The following is a 15,269-nucleotide window of genomic DNA, read 5'->3' on the forward strand; positions in this document are numbered from 1 at the left end:
AGCGATAATCCGCTGCATTTATCGAAGCAGCCGTTGTCGAGCAAGTACTGCGTGAAACGTCTGCGCATGGAGAAGCGTCCTCGCTCGATTCAGGGCGTTTGTTGGGTGACTTCATTGCCGCGGATGACTTCCACGCTCGTCTTGCGCGGTGCTGCGCCGCCGGTGGCGGGTTTGGGTGTGCCGGCCAGGGCCAGTTGACTGAACTGCACCAGTTCGCGGTTGGCACTGGCCAGGCTCGCCTTTGAATCACGGTTGCCGGCCCAGTATTGGTTCAGACGTTTTTCTTCGGCACTGCGCACGGCCAGGCGTAAAACCCCGACCTGAGCCGCGAGCATCAGGCGACTCAAGAGGGCTTCGGGGACCGCGAGCAAAACGGTGCGGGCGTTGGCGCGCAGTTGTTCCTGCTTGAGTCGCTCTTCGTGACTGCGTGCCGGGTTGGCAGGCTGCCCATCGTTCATCAGCCCCAACTGGTCGCCGACACCCAGCACCCGCAATGCCGGGACTACGACCTGGGCCGATTGCTGGAGGTTGTTGGTGTCCATGCGCAGAAACAGCAGGACGTCGACATAGTCGCCGGGGCTCAGTTGACCGCCGACATTGACCACGTCATCCGCCGCCACGGCGAGGGCACGCTCATCGGGGCGGATCATTCGCGCCAGCGCCCCGCCGGTTTCGAAACTTTCATCATTGAGCCAACTGCCGGCAGTCAGCGTGCGCCAAGGCATACGGCCAATGGCTTGATCGAGACGGGACAGGCTGCCGGCCGGGGCGGTACGGAGTTTTTCCACGGTCACGTCGGCGGCGGTGATTTGCTCGAACGGCGCGATGTCACGCAGCAGCACAACCACCGGCTGGCGGGTCGGGTCGTCCGCCGGCGCCAGTATTGGGGCCGATGATGTGCCGGGTTGCGCGACGGATTCGGGTGCCGGTTGGCGACTCAACGCCAGCCCCCAGTAACCGGCAATGATGGCGCCTACCAGAAACAGCCCGGCCAGGCCCATGGTGACGCGACTGTTCATGAAGGCTCTCCCTTTCCTGCTGCGTTAACGCCCCCCAGGAGCTTCAATGAGATGACTTCGCAATCAGGCAGCTATGAACATGGAACTATTTCGCTATTTGACGGTAGCGCAGGTAGAGCAAAACGCCATTACAGGGCGGTAAATATCTGACAAAAGTAACGGCTCGAAGCCAAAAACGCTGTTTTATGACGTCAATGAACCGGTTACTACTTAAGTATTAATAGGTTCTTACAGTTGTTGGTCTTGGGTTTGCCGACAATGCTGATGCTGGCATAGGGGAATCATGTTGCGGCCGTGCAACATCCGCTGTCATAGGAGACACGTCATGTCCTTTATTAAAGTTGTTCAGAAGATCAAATCCGAATTCGTTTTTTACAGAGGTCTGGCCAAAGATACTGAAGGTGCTTCGGGTATCGAGTACGCGATTATTGCGGGTATGGTGGCCGTTGCGCTGGCAGCATTTGCGGGCCCCATCGCCACCAGTGTCACCGACATGTTCACCACAATTTCCGCCGCGCTTTGATTTGAAGGTTGGCAACAGGCATTCATTTGCCAATCCCGCAAAGGGCTTCTAACGTCAAGGCTTAGTCCATTGCAGGTGTTACCCATGAACGCTCCAGCGTTTCCTCGCCAACAGCTTCTTCTGGTCGATGATGAGGAGGATGCGTTGCTGGAATTGGCCGAGTTGCTGGAGGGCGAGGGCTTTACTTGTTTTACCGCAACGTCGGTCAAACTCGCCCTTCACCATTTGACTTGTCATCCTGATATTGCGCTGGTGATTACTGATTTGCGGATGCCGGAGGAGAGTGGCATGTCGTTGATCAAGCGGTTGCGTGAGCATACGGCTCGTCAGCATTTGCCGGTGATTGTGACGTCGGGGCATGCGGATATGGAGGATGTGAGTGATATGTTGCGGTTGCAGGTGCTGGATTTGTTTCGCAAGCCGATTTATCACGTGCGGTTGTTGGAGACGTTGAATAATTTGTTTCCTGGGGTGGTTAGTTCCTGATCTTGGCGGCCTGACAGCCAACCAGTCTCTCCCGGATGTACGCTGCCCCACTGTTTTGATCGTTCCCACGCTCTGCGTGGGAACGCCTCTACGGACGCTCTGCGTTCGGCTCTTGGGACGCGGAGCGTCCCGGGCTGCATTCCCACGCAGAGCGTGGGAACGATCAGACCGAACCATCAGGCAACCGGCCGCCACTGCCCAACCATGTGTTCCAGATCCCCCGCGCCCATCAACTGAAAATCCCCGCTGGACCCCGCCGCGCTGGACATCAGCGTCACTTCACTGGGAAGGCGCACCGGTTTCCTGAACTGCACCGCAATCTCGACGTTGGCCGTTGGTAAATGATCGGTCAGGGCTGCCAGCGTACGGGCCTTGTTCCATAGACCATGGGCGATGGCGCTGGGAAAACCGAAGAGCTTCGCGCTGATCGCACTCAGGTGGATCGGGTTGTAGTCTCCAGACACCTTGGCGTATCGGCGGCCAATGTCCGCCGGCGCTTTCCAGTGGGCGACTTCGGCCAGCGACAGCGTCGACGCAAAAGCTTCTTCGACGGGCTCGCCTTCCAGTTTGACGCCGCGACAAAGCATCTGGCTTTCCGCCTCCCACAGCGGCCCCAACTGATCGTCGAGCGTCGTCACCAACTCGAACGTCGCACCCTTGGCATGGGGTTGCAGGTTCTGCACTTTCACGCTGACCCGCACCCGGTGCACACCACCCATGGGGCGCAAGATGCGGATGCGATTGCTCAAGTGAATCAGCCCCAGGAGCGGGAATGGAAACGCTTTGGCCGTGAGCAATTGCATCTGCAAGGCAAACGCCAGGATGTGTGGATACGTCGGTGGTAGCAGCCCGTTGTCGGCGAAACCACAGACCTTGCGATACGCCTCCAGGCGTTTCGGATCGACATTGACCCAGCAGTGATAACCCAGGTCAGGCAGGGTGGTGCCGGTGATTTTGCGTCGCGTTGCCGCCTTCACATACAGCGTTTGCAGGCCCGGTTCGCTATTGAGTGTTTGCCAGTCGGTGGTCATGGTCAGGCTCCCAAAACGCTTTGCCCACACACGCGCAACGCCTGCCCGGTAAACGCTCCGGTGCCCGGTTGTGCCAGCCAGGCCACGGCTTCGGCGACGTCTTGCGGCAGGCCGCCCTGGCCCAACGAACTCATACGCCGCCCGGCTTCCCGCAGGCCGAAGGGCAGGTGCGCGGTCATTTGGGTTTCGATGAACCCTGGCGCCACCGCGTTGATGCTGATGCCGCGCTCACTCAGCAGCGGCGCCCAAGCCTGAGCCAGGCCGATCAACCCGGCCTTGCTCGCCGCGTAATTGGTTTGCCCGCGATTGCCGGCGATGCCGCTGATGGACGCCAGCAGGATCACTCGGCCGTTGTCGTGCAAAGTGCCGCTGTCGAGCAAAGCCTTGGTCAGCACTTGCGGCGCGTTGAGGTTGACCGCCAGCACCGCGTCCCAGAATTCCGGGGTCATGTTGGCCAGGGTTTTGTCCCGGGTGATGCCTGCGTTGTGGACCACGATGTCGACACCGTCCGGCAAGTGCTCGATCAATTGTGCGGCGGCGTCTTCGGCGCAGATGTCCAGGGTGATGCCGCGCCCGCCGAGGCGTGCGGCCAGGGCCTCGAGATCGCTCTTGGCCGGTGGCACGTCGAGCAGGATCACCTCGGCGCCGTCGCGGGCCAGGGTTTCGGCGATCGAGGCGCCGATACCGCGAGCTGCGCCCGTCACCAATGCCTTGCGTCCCGACAAGGGGCGACTCCAGTCCATCACCTGCGCCTCACACGCCTTCAAGCGAATGACTTGTCCGGAAATGAACGCGCTTTTGGGCGAGAGGAAAAACCGCAATGGGCCTTCCAGTTGATCTTCGGCACCTTCGCCGACATAGATCAGCTGCAAAGTACCGCCGCTACGCAGTTCCTTGGCCAGCGAACGGCTGAAACCCTCCAGGGCGCGTTGGGCGCTGGCGGCGAACGGGTCGCTCAAAGTCTCTGGCGCCCGGCCAAGAATCACCAGATGCGCATGGTGATCGAGGTTTTTCATCAGCGGCTGGAAGAACTCGCGCAGCTGTTTCAGCTGATCGACCTGCACCAGATCACTGGCGTCGTACACCACGGCTTTGAGTTTCTGACCATGGCCGGGAATCCACGCGGTGGCCAGGGTCGGATCGGTGCCGTAGCTGTAAATCGTGTCGGTCAGGCGGTTGGCGAGGCTGCCGACTTTTTCTGTCAGCGGGCCGCCGCCAATCAACAGCGCCCCCTCGATTGGCCGTAGCCGGCCTGCTTGCCAGCGTTCCAGTCGTACCGGCGACGGCAGACCCAGGGCACCGACCACACGATGGCCGATGGACGAATTGGCGAAGTCGATATAGCGGTCAGACATGGATCACGCTCCAGCAGCTGGGGTTAAAAGTGTGGACCAGGAATGGCAATTAGTCGTTCGACCCACGAGATACGGCCTACGCTTGAGGATTGTAGTCTTCACAGAATAGGGAGCTTTTCATGACTCAGCTGCGTCGCGTCGCGATTATCGGTGGTAACCGTATCCCCTTTGCCCGGTCCAACGGGCCGTACGCCACTGCCAGTAACCAGGCGATGTTCACCGCAGCGCTGGAAGGCCTGATCGAGCGCTATAACCTGCACGGTGTGCGCATGGGTGAAGTGGCGGCAGGTGCACTGCTCAAGTATTTGCGCGATTACGGCCTGACCCGCGAATGCGTGCTGGGCTCGCGGTTGTCGCCGATGACGCCGGCCTACGACATCCAGCAAGCCTGCGGTACGGGTCTGGAGGCGACGTTGTTGGTGGCGAACAAAATCGCCCTGGGTCAGATCGAGTGTGGCATCGCCGGTGGCGTCGACACCGCCTCGGACGTGCCGATCGGGGTCAACGAAAGCCTGCGCAAGATCCTCTTGCAAGCCAACCGCGCCCGAAGCACCGCCGACAAACTGAAAACCTTCCTGCAACTGCGTCCCCGCCACTTGATGCCCGACTTTCCAAGCATCGGCGAGCCGCGCACCGGCCGGTCGATGGGCGAACACTGTGAAATGATGGCCCAGACTTGGAGCATCCCGCGTGACGAGCAGGATCAGCTGACCCAGCAAAGCCATCAGAAACTGGCCGCGTCCTATGCCGAAGGCTGGCACAACGATTTGATGACGCCGTTCCTCGGCCTGACCCGGGACAACAACCTGCGCCCGGATCTGACCCTGGAAAAACTCGCCTCACTAAAACCGGCCTTCGAGAAAAGCGCCAAGGGCACCCTGACCGCGGGCAATTCCACGCCACTCACCGATGGCGCGTCGGTGGTGTTGCTGGGGAGTGAGGACTGGGCGAAAGAGCGCGGCCTGCCGATCCTCGCCTATTGGCGTGACGGCGAAGCGGCGGCGGTGGATTTCGTCAACGGTGCCGAAGGCCTGCTGATGGCGCCGGCTTATGCGGTGCCGCGTTTACTGGCGCGCAATGGCCTGACCTTGCAGGACTTCGATTACTACGAAATCCACGAAGCGTTCGCCGCGCAGGTGCTCTGCACACTCAAGGCCTGGGAAGATCCGCAGTTCTGCAAAACCCGTCTCGGCCTCGACGCGCCGCTGGGCTCCATCGACCGCAGCCGCTTGAACGTCAAGGGCAGTTCACTGGCCGCCGGGCATCCATTTGCGGCCACCGGTGCACGTATCGTCGCTAACCTGGCGAAGCTGCTGAGTGCGGCGGGCAAGGGGCGAGGTTTGATTTCGATCTGCGCAGCGGGCGGTCAGGGCGTGACGGCGATTATCGAGCGCTGATTACTGATTCCTGATTACTGGGGGTTGAGTAGTGTCGCGCGTTGCTGCGCGGCCAGTTCCCGGTTGCGGTTGGCGTACCCCTCGGCCATCACCGAGCAGACGATCAGCTGCAACGGGTGATAGATCATGATCGGCAGCAGGATCAAGCCAAGGCCGGGGTTGGCACCGAAGATCAGTGCCGCCATCGGTGCACCGGCCGCCAGGGATTTCTTGCTGGCGCAGAACACCGCGGCAATCTCATCGGCAGGGCTGAACTTGAGCGCGCGAGCGGTGCGGGTGGTCGTCCACAGAATGACTGCCAGCAGCATCGCGCTGCCAATCAACGCGGTGAGAATCACGCTGTTGCCTTGTTGCCGCCACATCCCCGACACCATCGAGTTGCAGAACGCCGAGTACACCAGCAGCAGAATCACCAGTTTGTCGGCGATGTTGGTGTAGCGCTTGTGCCGAGCGAAAAACTTGCCCAGGAACGGCCGCAGCAATTGCCCAAGCACCAGCGGCAACAGCAGCATGGCGCACAAGTCGAGCAGGGTTGCACCGAGTTCGATACCCCCCGCGCCGCTACCGACCACGAAACTCACCAGCAACGGTGTCAGAAAAATCCCCAGCACGCTGGACAGGCTCGCGTTGAGAATCGCTGCCGGTACGTTGCCGCCCGCGCTGCCGGTCAGGGCCACGGACGAGGAAATGGTCGAGGGCAGGGCGCAGAGGTAGAGGAAACCGAGCATCAGCAGTGAGGGAATGTGCGAACCCAGCAGTTTGTCGCTCAGCAGCCAGATCAACGGAAACACCGCAAAGGTGAAGGTTTGAACCATCAGATGCAGCTTCCAGTTTTTCAGCCCGTGGCTGATCTGCTCGCTGGAGAGGTTGACCCCATGGAGGAAGAACACCAGAAACACGCCGATGTTGATCACGTACTCCGCGTGCATCCCGCCGCCGGTGGCGCCGAAGGTCGGGAAGACATACGCCAGCAGCGTGGCGATCAGCATGCCGCACAAGAACCAGTCGGTGACCGCGCGTTTGAGGTGTTTGAAGGCATGCATGACCGGCACCGAATCCATTTGTAAGAATTGATGACTTAGCCTAACGTCGGCTCTACCAGCCGTCTTGCGACATAAGGCCAATCAATGCCGACTAACGGACAACTTTCCCTCGAACGAATCATTCCTACGCTCACCGTGTTGCCGCGACCGTTGTATGCGCGGGCGGAAAGTCTGAACGCCGGTTCGTGGACACCGCCCCATCGTCACGATTGGGTGCAGTTTTCCTACGCCATCAGCGGCGTTCTCGGTGTGCATACCGCCGAGGGCAGTTTCTTTGCGCCGCCGCAATGGGGCATCTGGATTCCGGCGGATCTCGAGCATCAAGTCGTGACCTCGATGCGTGCCGAGATGCGCAGCCTGTACGTGCGCCGCGAGGATTGCCCATGGGCGGACGGGCGTTGCCGGGTGCTGGAAGTCACGCCATTGGCGCGAGAGCTGATCAAGCGTTTTTGCCTGTTGCCGGTGGAATATCCACAGGGTGACAGCCAGGAGGCGCGATTGGTGGGCGTGTTGCTGGATCAGTTGGCGAGTCTGCCGGAGGTGGGGTTTTCCTTGCCGCTACCCAGGCATGAACGTTTGCTGGGCTTGTGCAACGAGCTGATCGACAGCCCTGAGCGCAATGCGACCTTGCAGGAGTGGGCCGAGCGTTTGGGCTCGTCGGAGAAAACCTTGATGCGCTTGTTTCAGCGTGAAACCGGCTTGAGCTTCCGCGGCTGGCGTCAGCGCATGCGACTGCTGTCATCGTTGAGTTTGCTGGAGGAGGGGAACAGCGTGACCCATGCCGCGCTGTCTTGCGGGTATGACTCGACGTCGGCGTTTATTGCGGCGTTCAAGGGGTTGTTCGGGTTTACCCCCGGGGAGTTGTTCAAACAGTAGTTGAATGATCGTTCCCAAGCGCAGCAAAGGAATGCAGCCCGGGACGCTCCGCGTCCCTGCCGAAGCGGACGCGGAGCGTCCATTGAGGCATTCCCACGCAGAGCGTGGGAACGATCATGCCTACTCAGGTCCTGAACCGCCGGACCAACCCATCCAGCTCATTCGACAACCCCGCCAGGCTCTGAGAATCCAGCCGCGCCGAGTTTGCCAATTCCGCCACCAACTGCGCATCGCCATGAATCTGGCTGATGTGGCGGTTGATGTCTTCGGCCACTTGATGCTGTTCCTCCGCCGCCGTGGCGATCTGAGTGTTCATGTCGCGAATCACATCCACCGATTCACGAATCTGCCCGAAGCTGCTGCGCGCTTCACCGATCCGCGTCACCGATTGCTGCGACACTTCCAGGCTCGCATGCATCTGCTGCGTCACCTGGCTGGTGCGCTTGGCCAGGTTGCCCAGCAGCCCGTCGATTTCCGCCGTAGAGTCGGCAGTGCGTTTGGCCAGGGCGCGAACTTCATCCGCCACCACCGCAAAACCACGACCCTGTTCACCCGCCCGGGCCGCTTCGATGGCGGCGTTCAGCGCCAGCAGGTTGGTCTGTTCAGCGATCGAGCGAATGGTCCCGAGGATCGACTGTATGTCGTTGCTATCGCGCTCAAGCTGTTGCATCGATTGCGCCGACTGTTCGATTTCCAGGCTCAAGCGATCAACACTGCTCACGGCGGCATCGATCTGCTGCTGACCTTCGCGCGCCTGGCGCTGGCCGCTGTCGGCCGACTCGGCAGCCTGGCTGCAGGAGCGCGCGACTTCGTTGGCGGTGGCGACCATTTCGTGGAATGCCGTGGACACCATGTCCACCGCTTCGCGCTGGCGCCCGGCGGCTTCGGCCATGTCGCTGGACACTTGGGTCGAGCTCTGGGAGGTGGCGAGGATCTTGGTCGCGGCGCCGCCGATGCTTTGGATCAGGTTGCGAATCGCCGCCAGAAACTGGTTGAACCAGTTGGCCAGTTGCGCAGTTTCATCGCTGCCACGGATTTGCAGGTTCTTGGTCAGGTCGCCTTCACCTTGGGCGATGCCTTCCAGACCACTGGCCACGCTGCGGATCGGCCGCACGATCAGGCTGGCGAAACTGGCGCCGACGATGGCGAAGAACACCGCCAGCACGGCGGCGATGATCGCGATCAGCCAGGTCAGTTGAGTGGCCGAGCTCATCACGTCGGTCTGCTTGATCAGGCCGATAAAGGTCCAGCCCAGTTGTTCCGACGGCCAGACGTTGGCCATGTAGCGCTCGCCATTGAGCTCGATTTCCACCAGCCCTTTGCCGGCCTTGGCCAGTTGCGCGTAGCCATCGCCGAGACTGTTGAGGGCCTTGAAGTTGTGTGCTGGTTGCTTCGGATCGACCAGTATTGTGCCGGTGTTTTCCACCAACATCAGGTAGCCGGTTTCGCCGAGTTTGATCTGTTTGACGATTTCGGTGAGCTGCTTGAGCGTTACGTCGATGCTGACCACGCCGCCGTTGGTGCCCAGCTTGTTGTCGATGGTGCGCACAGTGCTGACGTAAGTCGCATCATCCTGAGCCCAGTAATAGGCTTCGGTGCGAAATGGCTTGCCGGGTTTGGCTTGCGCGGCTTTATACCAAGGGCGCTGGCGCGGGTCGTAATTGCTCAGCTTCGCATCGTCTGGCCAGGACACGTAACCGCCCGCTGCGGTGCCAAGGATGGCATAGGCGTAGGCTGGGTGGCTGTTGCCCAGGTCCTGGAGGAGGGCGAAGATTTTTTTGTCCGACTCGCCTTGGGGAATACTCTCGGCGTTGGCGCTCATGTAGGTCTTGAGGCTGTCGTCGGAGTTCTTGATCAGCGGTTGGGTGGCCAGGTAATCGACGTTCTGGCTGATGCCGTCAAAGAACAGCTGCATGGCATTGCTGACCTGACGAATCTCGCGGCCGCTGCCGTCGACAAAATTATCCTTGGCATCGCTGCGCAAGTTCAGCACCACGAGGGTGGCGACCAGCACCACGGGCAAGCAGGCGATGATTGCAAACGCCCAGGTCAACTTCTGTTTGATGTTCATCCGCGCTCCAGTTTTTTCTTGTAGGCCCACGCAGTGCAGATGACTCGCGGATTATTGGCAGCTGTAAACGTTTACGATCGTCGGACAATTTCTGTTCCCTCTAATGCCTTCGGCTGATGAGCGAGGAAATTGAGGTCTGTTGAGAGAAATCCGGCGAAGGGTAGGGATCTACGTGTCAGATTCTGTCGCAAATGCCCTTGTAGCCCTTCGTCAACAAGTGGCGCAGGCTCAGCTATGATCCTGAGCGGTCAATGGGTTGTGCCCGATTAATCCGGCACATTGTGTGCTTCTTGATGTTCATGGGAACGTTCATAGGTCGGCAACCCCTCCCGCGAATGAGAGGATTGCCGTATAACGAATGACTTTCGCGTGTTTGGTAATAAAGGACCCACAATAAAAGCTGATGAAGACTCCAAAACGCATTGAACCCCTGATCGAGGACGGTCTGGTCGACGAGGTGCTGCGCCCACTCATGAGTGGTAAAGAAGCAGCTGTTTATGTGGTGCGCTGCGGCAACGAGCTGCGTTGTGCCAAGGTCTACAAGGAGGCGAATAAACGCAGTTTTCGTCAGGCGGCCGAGTATCAGGAAGGCCGTAAGGTGCGCAACAGCCGGCAGGCTCGAGCGATGGCCAAGGGCTCCAAGTTCGGCAAGAAAGAAACCGAGGACGCCTGGCAGAATGCCGAAGTGGCGGCGTTGTTCCGGCTGGCCGGTGCCGGTGTGCGGGTACCCAAGCCGTATGACTTCCTCGAAGGCGTGCTGCTGATGGAGCTGGTGGCCGACGAGTACGGCGATGCCGCACCGCGTCTGAACGATGTGGTGCTGGAGCCGGACCAGGCGCGCGAATATCACGCGTTTCTGATTTCGCAAATCGTGCTGATGTTGTGTACCGGTTTGGTGCACGGTGACCTGTCCGAGTTCAACGTACTGCTGACGCCGACCGGCCCGGTCATCATCGACCTGCCGCAAGCGGTGGATGCGGCGGGCAACAACCACGCATTCAACATGCTGGAGCGGGACGTGGGCAACATGGCATCGTACTTTGGTCGCTTTGCACCGGAGTTGAAGCGCACCAAGTACGCCAAGGAAATGTGGGCGTTGTACGAAGCCGGCACTTTGCACCCGGCGAGTGTGTTGACCGGCGAGTTCGACGAACCGGAAGAACTGGCGGACGTTGGCGGGATCATGCGCGAGATCGAGGCGGCCCGTCTCGATGAAGAGCGCAAGCAAGCGATCCGCACTGCGGACGACGCGCCGCCGAGCAAGACCGAAGAGCCGCCTCCACCTTGGATGCAGTAATCGGTTGACCCAAAACCCGGCTTCGGCCGGGTTTTTTGTAGATGCTTTTTTTGGGACCGCGTCGTCTGCATCGCGGGCAAGCCCGCGATGGCGTCAGACCAGACAATCCACAACGGCGATACTCACCACACTCAAGGACTGAATGTGAACACCTCCACCCGCAACGCCCAACTGATCATCGCTGCCCGACTGATTTCGGACTTCGGCGCTTTCCTCAACATGGTCGCTTTGGCCACTTACGTCTACCTGCTCAGCAACAGCGCCATGAGCGTCGGCATCTTCCTCGCCAGTCGCGTAGCCGGAGGGATCTTTGCCAGCCTGATCGGCACTCGGTTCTATCGCCGCTGGGCCGGGCGCCTGCCGCTGATTGCCTTCGACCTGCTGCGCGCCGGTTTGCTGAGCTTGCTGTTATTGCTGCCGGTCACCCAGCAAGCGCTGCTGCTACCGCTGATCGCGTTCGGCCTGGGCTTCGGCAATTCGATGTTCGCCATTGGCCTCAACAGCCAATTACCGCACATGATCGATCAGGCGCAGCTGCTCAAGACCAACGCTTGGATTAGCTCGGCGTCGTCTGCGGCGATGGTCGGCGGGAGTCTGGTGGCGGGGTTGTTGGTGGCGGGGTTTGGCTTTGAAACGGTGTTTGCCCTGAACGTGGCCACTTACCTGCTGGCGGCGTTGTTGATTGTGCCGCTGCGGTTTTCCAGACCTGCACCCAGTGATGAGCCCCTTCAGCAACAAGGCGAATGGCCGGCCCTGCGTCAGGGCTTGCGCACGGCGCCGGTGCTGACGGCGATGCTCGCCGTTGCCATGGCCGATACGCTTGGCAGTGCCGCGCACAACGTCGGTTTCCCGATCATCTCAAAACTGCTGACACCCGAGTCGGCCAGCACCACCCTGGGCCTGATGCTGGCGGTCTGGGCCAGCGGGAAATTCATCGGCGCGCGAATCGCCAGTCGTCTGAAAGGTACGGACAACGTTCATCTGGAACGGCGATTCTTCTTCGGCGTACTGCTGATGTCTTGCGGCTTCATCCTGATGTTCCAACAGCAAACCCTTTACGGCTTGCTGCTGTTTTCATTGCCCGCAGGCTTGGGTGACGGCTTCTCGGAAGTCGGTCTGATGTCGCGCCTGCAACGTGAACCGGACAACCTGCGCCTGCCGATTTTCAGTTTCCTGACGCTGCTGCAAATGACCGGGTTCGGTATCGGCATGTTGATCGCCGCGCCGTTCTATTCCTGGTGGACGCCTGGCGCGGTGGTGTTGTTGTTCCACGGCATTCCCCTCACCACGTTGCTGGTGGCGAAGGGGTTGGCGTTCAGGAATGGGCGGGTTCGGCGCAGCAGCCCGACGCCAGCTCCTTGAGGATCGGGCAGTCCGGGCGGTGGTCACCGTGGCAATGTTCTACCAGGTCTTGCAGGGTGTCGCGCAGTTGCCCGAGTTCGCGAATCTTCTGGTTCAGCTCGTCGATGTGCTGACGGGCCAGCGCCTTCACATCGGCACTGGCTCGCTGATGGTCTTGCCAGAGGGTCAGCAGTTTGCCGACCTCTTCCAGCGAGAAACCCAGATCCCGAGAGCGCTTGATGAACGCCAGAGTATGCAGATCGTCATCGCCATAGACCCGGTAGCCGCTGTCGGTGCGATGGGCCGCCTTGAGCAGTCCGATGGACTCGTAGTAACGAATCATCTTCGCGCTCAGGCCGCTCTGGCGGGCCGCTTGGCCAATGTTCATCGGTTGTCCTCCAGGTCTTTGGGTTTCCAGGTTTTCAACAGTAACGCATTGCTCACCACGCTGACGCTCGACAGCGCCATGGCCGCGCCGGCCAGCACCGGGTTGAGGAAGCCGAACGCCGCCAGTGGCAGGCCGATCAGGTTATAAACGAAGGCCCAGAACAGGTTTTGGCGAATCTTCGCGTAGGTCTTGCGGCTGATTTCCAGCGCCGCCGGCACCAGCCGTGGATCGCCGCGCATCAAGGTGATCCCGGCAGCGTGCATGGCGACGTCGGTGCCGCCGCCCATGGCGATGCCAATGTCTGCCGCGGCAAGGGCCGGTGCGTCGTTGATGCCATCGCCGACCATTGCCACCACGCCGGTTTTTTTCAGTGCGGCGACGGTGGCGGCTTTGTCCGCCGGTAATACTTCGGCGTGGACATCGCTGATGCCCAGTGCCTCGGCGACCACCTTGGCGCTGCCGCGGTTATCGCCGGTCAGCAGGTGGCTGCTGATGTTCCGTGCATTCAGCTGTTGCACTGCTTGCAAGGCGCCGGGTTTGAGCGTGTCACCGAAGGCGAACAGGCCGAGCACCCGTGGTTCAGGGCTTTGTTCGATCAGCCAGGACAGGGTCCGGCCTTCGGTTTCCCAAGCGGTTGCGGAGTCGGCCAATGGTTCGGCGCTCAGTCCGCTTTCTTCCAGCAGACGCCGATTGCCCAAAGCCAATCGCCGACCATCGAGATTGCCGGCAATACCGCGCCCGGTCAGCGATTGACTGTCGCTGACATCCGCCACGGTCAGGCCGCGCTCGGTGCAGGCATCCAGCACAGCCTTGGCCAGCGGGTGTTCACTGCCGCGTTGCAGCGCACCAGCCATTTGCAGCAGGGCAGCTTCATCACCCTCGATGGCACTCAGATGCGCGATGCGCGGCGTCCCCGAAGTCAGCGTGCCGGTCTTGTCGAACACCACGGAGCTGACTTCATGCGCACGCTCCAAAGCTTCGGCGTCCTTGATCAAAATCCCGTAGCGCGCCGCCACACCGGTGCCGGCCATGATTGCCGTCGGCGTGGCCAGCCCGAGTGCACAAGGGCAGGCGATTACCAATACCGCGACCGCATTGATCAACGCAGTTTCCAGTGGCGCGCCGTACAGCCACCAACCGATCAAGGTCGCTAGCGCGATCAGCAGCACCGCCGGCACGAACACCTGGCTGACTTTATCCACCAGTTTCTGGATCGGTGCTTTTGCCGCTTGCGCGTCTTCCACCAGGCGGATGATCCGCGCCAGCACGGTTTCTGCGCCGAGCGCCAAGGTCCGAACCAGCAGCCGACCTTCGCCATTGATCGCGCCGCCGGTGACCTTGTCGCCTGGTTGTTTCGGTACTGGCAGGCTCTCGCCGCTGATCAGTGCTTCATCGGCGTGGCTCTGGCCCTCCACCACTTCGCCATCCACCGGGAAGCGTTCGCCGGGTTTGACCATGACCAGATCGTTGAGGCGCAAAGCGCTGATCGCAACCTCCTGTTCGCGGCCGTCGATCACCTGAATGGCTCGCTCCGGACGCAAGGCTTCAAGGGCGCGAATGGCGCTGGCGGTCTGGCGCTTGGCGCGGCTTTCCAGGTATTTGCCTAGCAATACCAAGGCGATCACCACCGCCGAGGCTTCGAAATACAGGTGCGGCAGGCGGCCGGCGGCGGTGGCCCACTCGTAAACGCTCAAGCCGTAGCCGGCGCTGGTGCCCAGGGCGACCAGCAAATCCATGTTGCCGGCACCAGCACGCACGGCTTTCCACGCAGCGACATAGAAGCGCGCGCCGAAGATGAACTGCACCGGCGTCGCCAACGCGAACTGCACCCACGCCGGGAGCATCCAGTGCACGCCGAAAGGTTGCAGCACCATTGGCAGCACCAGCGGCAAGGCGAGGGCGATAGCCGCCAGCAAAGCCCAGCGTTCACGGCGCAGTCGTTGTTGTTGATTGTCGATTTGCGGGTGCTCGACTTCCCAGACGCTGGCGGAGTAACCGGCCTTGGTCACTGCGCCGATCAGGGTTTGCGGGTCGACCTGGCCGAGCAGTTCGAGGTGGGCACGCTCGTTGGCCAGGTTGACGCTGACACTTTTGACCCCCGGCACCTTGGTCAGCGCCCGTTCGACGCGACCGACGCAGGACGCGCAGGTCATGCCTTCGATGCTCAATTCCAGGGTCTGCTGTGGCACGCTGTAACCGGCCTGCTGCACCGCCTCCATCAACGCCGGCAGGCTGTCGCTGGGTGCTTGAACCCGGGCCAGTTCGGTGGCCAGGTTGACGCTGACGGCTGTGGCGCCGATGACTTTGCTCAAGGCACGCTCGACACGCCCGGCGCAACTGGCGCAGGTCATGCCGGCAATCGGCAGATCGAAGGTGGTGGATTCGGACATCGGTCACGCTCCCTGTAGAGATTGCCTACAGGATCAACCTTGCCATGCTGGC

At 60.9% G+C, this 15,269-nt stretch carries 13 protein-coding genes and 1 pseudogene; 6 read left to right on the plus strand and 8 right to left on the minus strand.

What is annotated here, in order from left to right; all coding sequences use genetic code 11:
* Positions 1-89: 89 nt before the first annotated feature.
* Positions 90-1,019: a Flp pilus assembly protein CpaB gene (cpaB, locus tag PSH97_RS03105; protein ID WP_305448062.1), complete on the minus strand. Its 930-nt coding sequence runs from the start codon at positions 1,017-1,019 to the stop codon at positions 90-92.
* Between the two features lie 325 nt (positions 1,020-1,344).
* On the opposite strand from cpaB, the gene PSH97_RS03110 reads away from it, so the two are divergent.
* Positions 1,345-1,542: a Flp family type IVb pilin gene (locus tag PSH97_RS03110; RefSeq protein WP_305448063.1), complete on the plus strand. Its 198-nt coding sequence runs from the start codon at positions 1,345-1,347 to the stop codon at positions 1,540-1,542.
* 84 nt (positions 1,543-1,626) lie between these two features.
* Entirely contained in the window at positions 1,627-2,028 is a 402-nt protein-coding gene (locus PSH97_RS03115; protein ID WP_305448064.1) for a response regulator, read from the plus strand.
* Between the two features lie 176 nt (positions 2,029-2,204).
* On the opposite strand, the gene PSH97_RS03120 is transcribed toward PSH97_RS03115, so the two are convergent.
* Both PSH97_RS03120 and PSH97_RS03125 read right to left on the minus strand, forming a co-directional pair.
* On the minus strand, positions 2,205-3,059 hold the full coding sequence (locus tag PSH97_RS03120) for a MaoC family dehydratase (protein WP_305448065.1): 855 nt from the start codon (positions 3,057-3,059) through the stop codon (positions 2,205-2,207).
* Positions 3,060-3,061: 2 nt separating this feature from the next.
* Positions 3,062-4,414 carry a 3-oxoacyl-ACP reductase gene (locus PSH97_RS03125; RefSeq protein ID WP_305448066.1) on the minus strand — a complete coding sequence of 451 codons (1,353 nt, stop codon included), beginning with the start codon at positions 4,412-4,414 and terminating at the stop codon, positions 3,062-3,064.
* Between the two features lie 119 nt (positions 4,415-4,533).
* Here PSH97_RS03125 and PSH97_RS03130 point away from each other — a divergent pair, with 119 nt between their 5' ends.
* The gene (locus tag PSH97_RS03130) at positions 4,534-5,811 is read left to right on the plus strand and encodes an acetyl-CoA C-acetyltransferase (RefSeq protein WP_305448067.1); all 1,278 of its coding nucleotides are present in this window, start codon (positions 4,534-4,536) and stop codon (positions 5,809-5,811) included.
* Between the two features lie 14 nt (positions 5,812-5,825).
* On the opposite strand, the gene PSH97_RS03135 is transcribed toward PSH97_RS03130, so the two are convergent.
* On the minus strand, positions 5,826-6,854 hold the full coding sequence (locus PSH97_RS03135; RefSeq protein ID WP_305448068.1) for a bile acid:sodium symporter family protein: 1,029 nt from the start codon (positions 6,852-6,854) through the stop codon (positions 5,826-5,828).
* 84 nt (positions 6,855-6,938) lie between these two features.
* On the opposite strand from PSH97_RS03135, the gene PSH97_RS03140 reads away from it, so the two are divergent.
* Positions 6,939-7,730, plus strand: a complete 792-nt coding sequence (locus tag PSH97_RS03140; RefSeq protein ID WP_305448069.1) for an AraC family transcriptional regulator — start codon at positions 6,939-6,941, stop codon at positions 7,728-7,730.
* 124 nt (positions 7,731-7,854) lie between these two features.
* On the opposite strand, the gene PSH97_RS28535 is transcribed toward PSH97_RS03140, so the two are convergent.
* Both PSH97_RS28535 and PSH97_RS28540 read right to left on the minus strand, forming a co-directional pair.
* A complete protein-coding gene (locus PSH97_RS28535) occupies positions 7,855-8,622 on the minus strand; it encodes a methyl-accepting chemotaxis protein (protein ID WP_407682178.1) in 768 nt (255 codons plus the stop codon).
* Between the two features lie 138 nt (positions 8,623-8,760).
* A pseudogene (locus PSH97_RS28540) lies at positions 8,761-9,801 on the minus strand (cache domain-containing protein); the annotation flags it as partial.
* A gap of 403 nt (positions 9,802-10,204) precedes the next feature.
* Here PSH97_RS28540 and PSH97_RS03150 point away from each other — a divergent pair.
* Together PSH97_RS03150 and PSH97_RS03155 are read left to right on the plus strand one after the other, a co-directional pair.
* Positions 10,205-11,098 (plus strand): PA4780 family RIO1-like protein kinase, encoded by an 894-nt coding sequence (locus PSH97_RS03150; protein ID WP_305448071.1) that lies wholly within the window; start codon positions 10,205-10,207, stop codon positions 11,096-11,098.
* Positions 11,099-11,242: 144 nt separating this feature from the next.
* Positions 11,243-12,460 (plus strand): MFS transporter, encoded by a 1,218-nt coding sequence (locus tag PSH97_RS03155; RefSeq protein WP_305448072.1) that lies wholly within the window; start codon positions 11,243-11,245, stop codon positions 12,458-12,460.
* On the opposite strand, the gene cueR is transcribed toward PSH97_RS03155, so the two are convergent.
* On the minus strand, positions 12,414-12,827 hold the full coding sequence (gene cueR / locus PSH97_RS03160) for a Cu(I)-responsive transcriptional regulator (protein ID WP_305448073.1): 414 nt from the start codon (positions 12,825-12,827) through the stop codon (positions 12,414-12,416). The genes PSH97_RS03155 and cueR overlap by 47 nt on opposite strands.
* The gene (locus PSH97_RS03165; protein WP_305448074.1) at positions 12,824-15,217 is read right to left on the minus strand and encodes a heavy metal translocating P-type ATPase; all 2,394 of its coding nucleotides are present in this window, start codon (positions 15,215-15,217) and stop codon (positions 12,824-12,826) included. The genes cueR and PSH97_RS03165 overlap by 4 nt, the downstream gene beginning before the upstream one ends.
* Between the last annotated feature and the right edge of the window lie 52 nt (positions 15,218-15,269).

This window comes from Pseudomonas cucumis (genome assembly GCF_030687935.1).
GTDB lineage: Bacteria > Pseudomonadota > Gammaproteobacteria > Pseudomonadales > Pseudomonadaceae > Aquipseudomonas > Aquipseudomonas cucumis.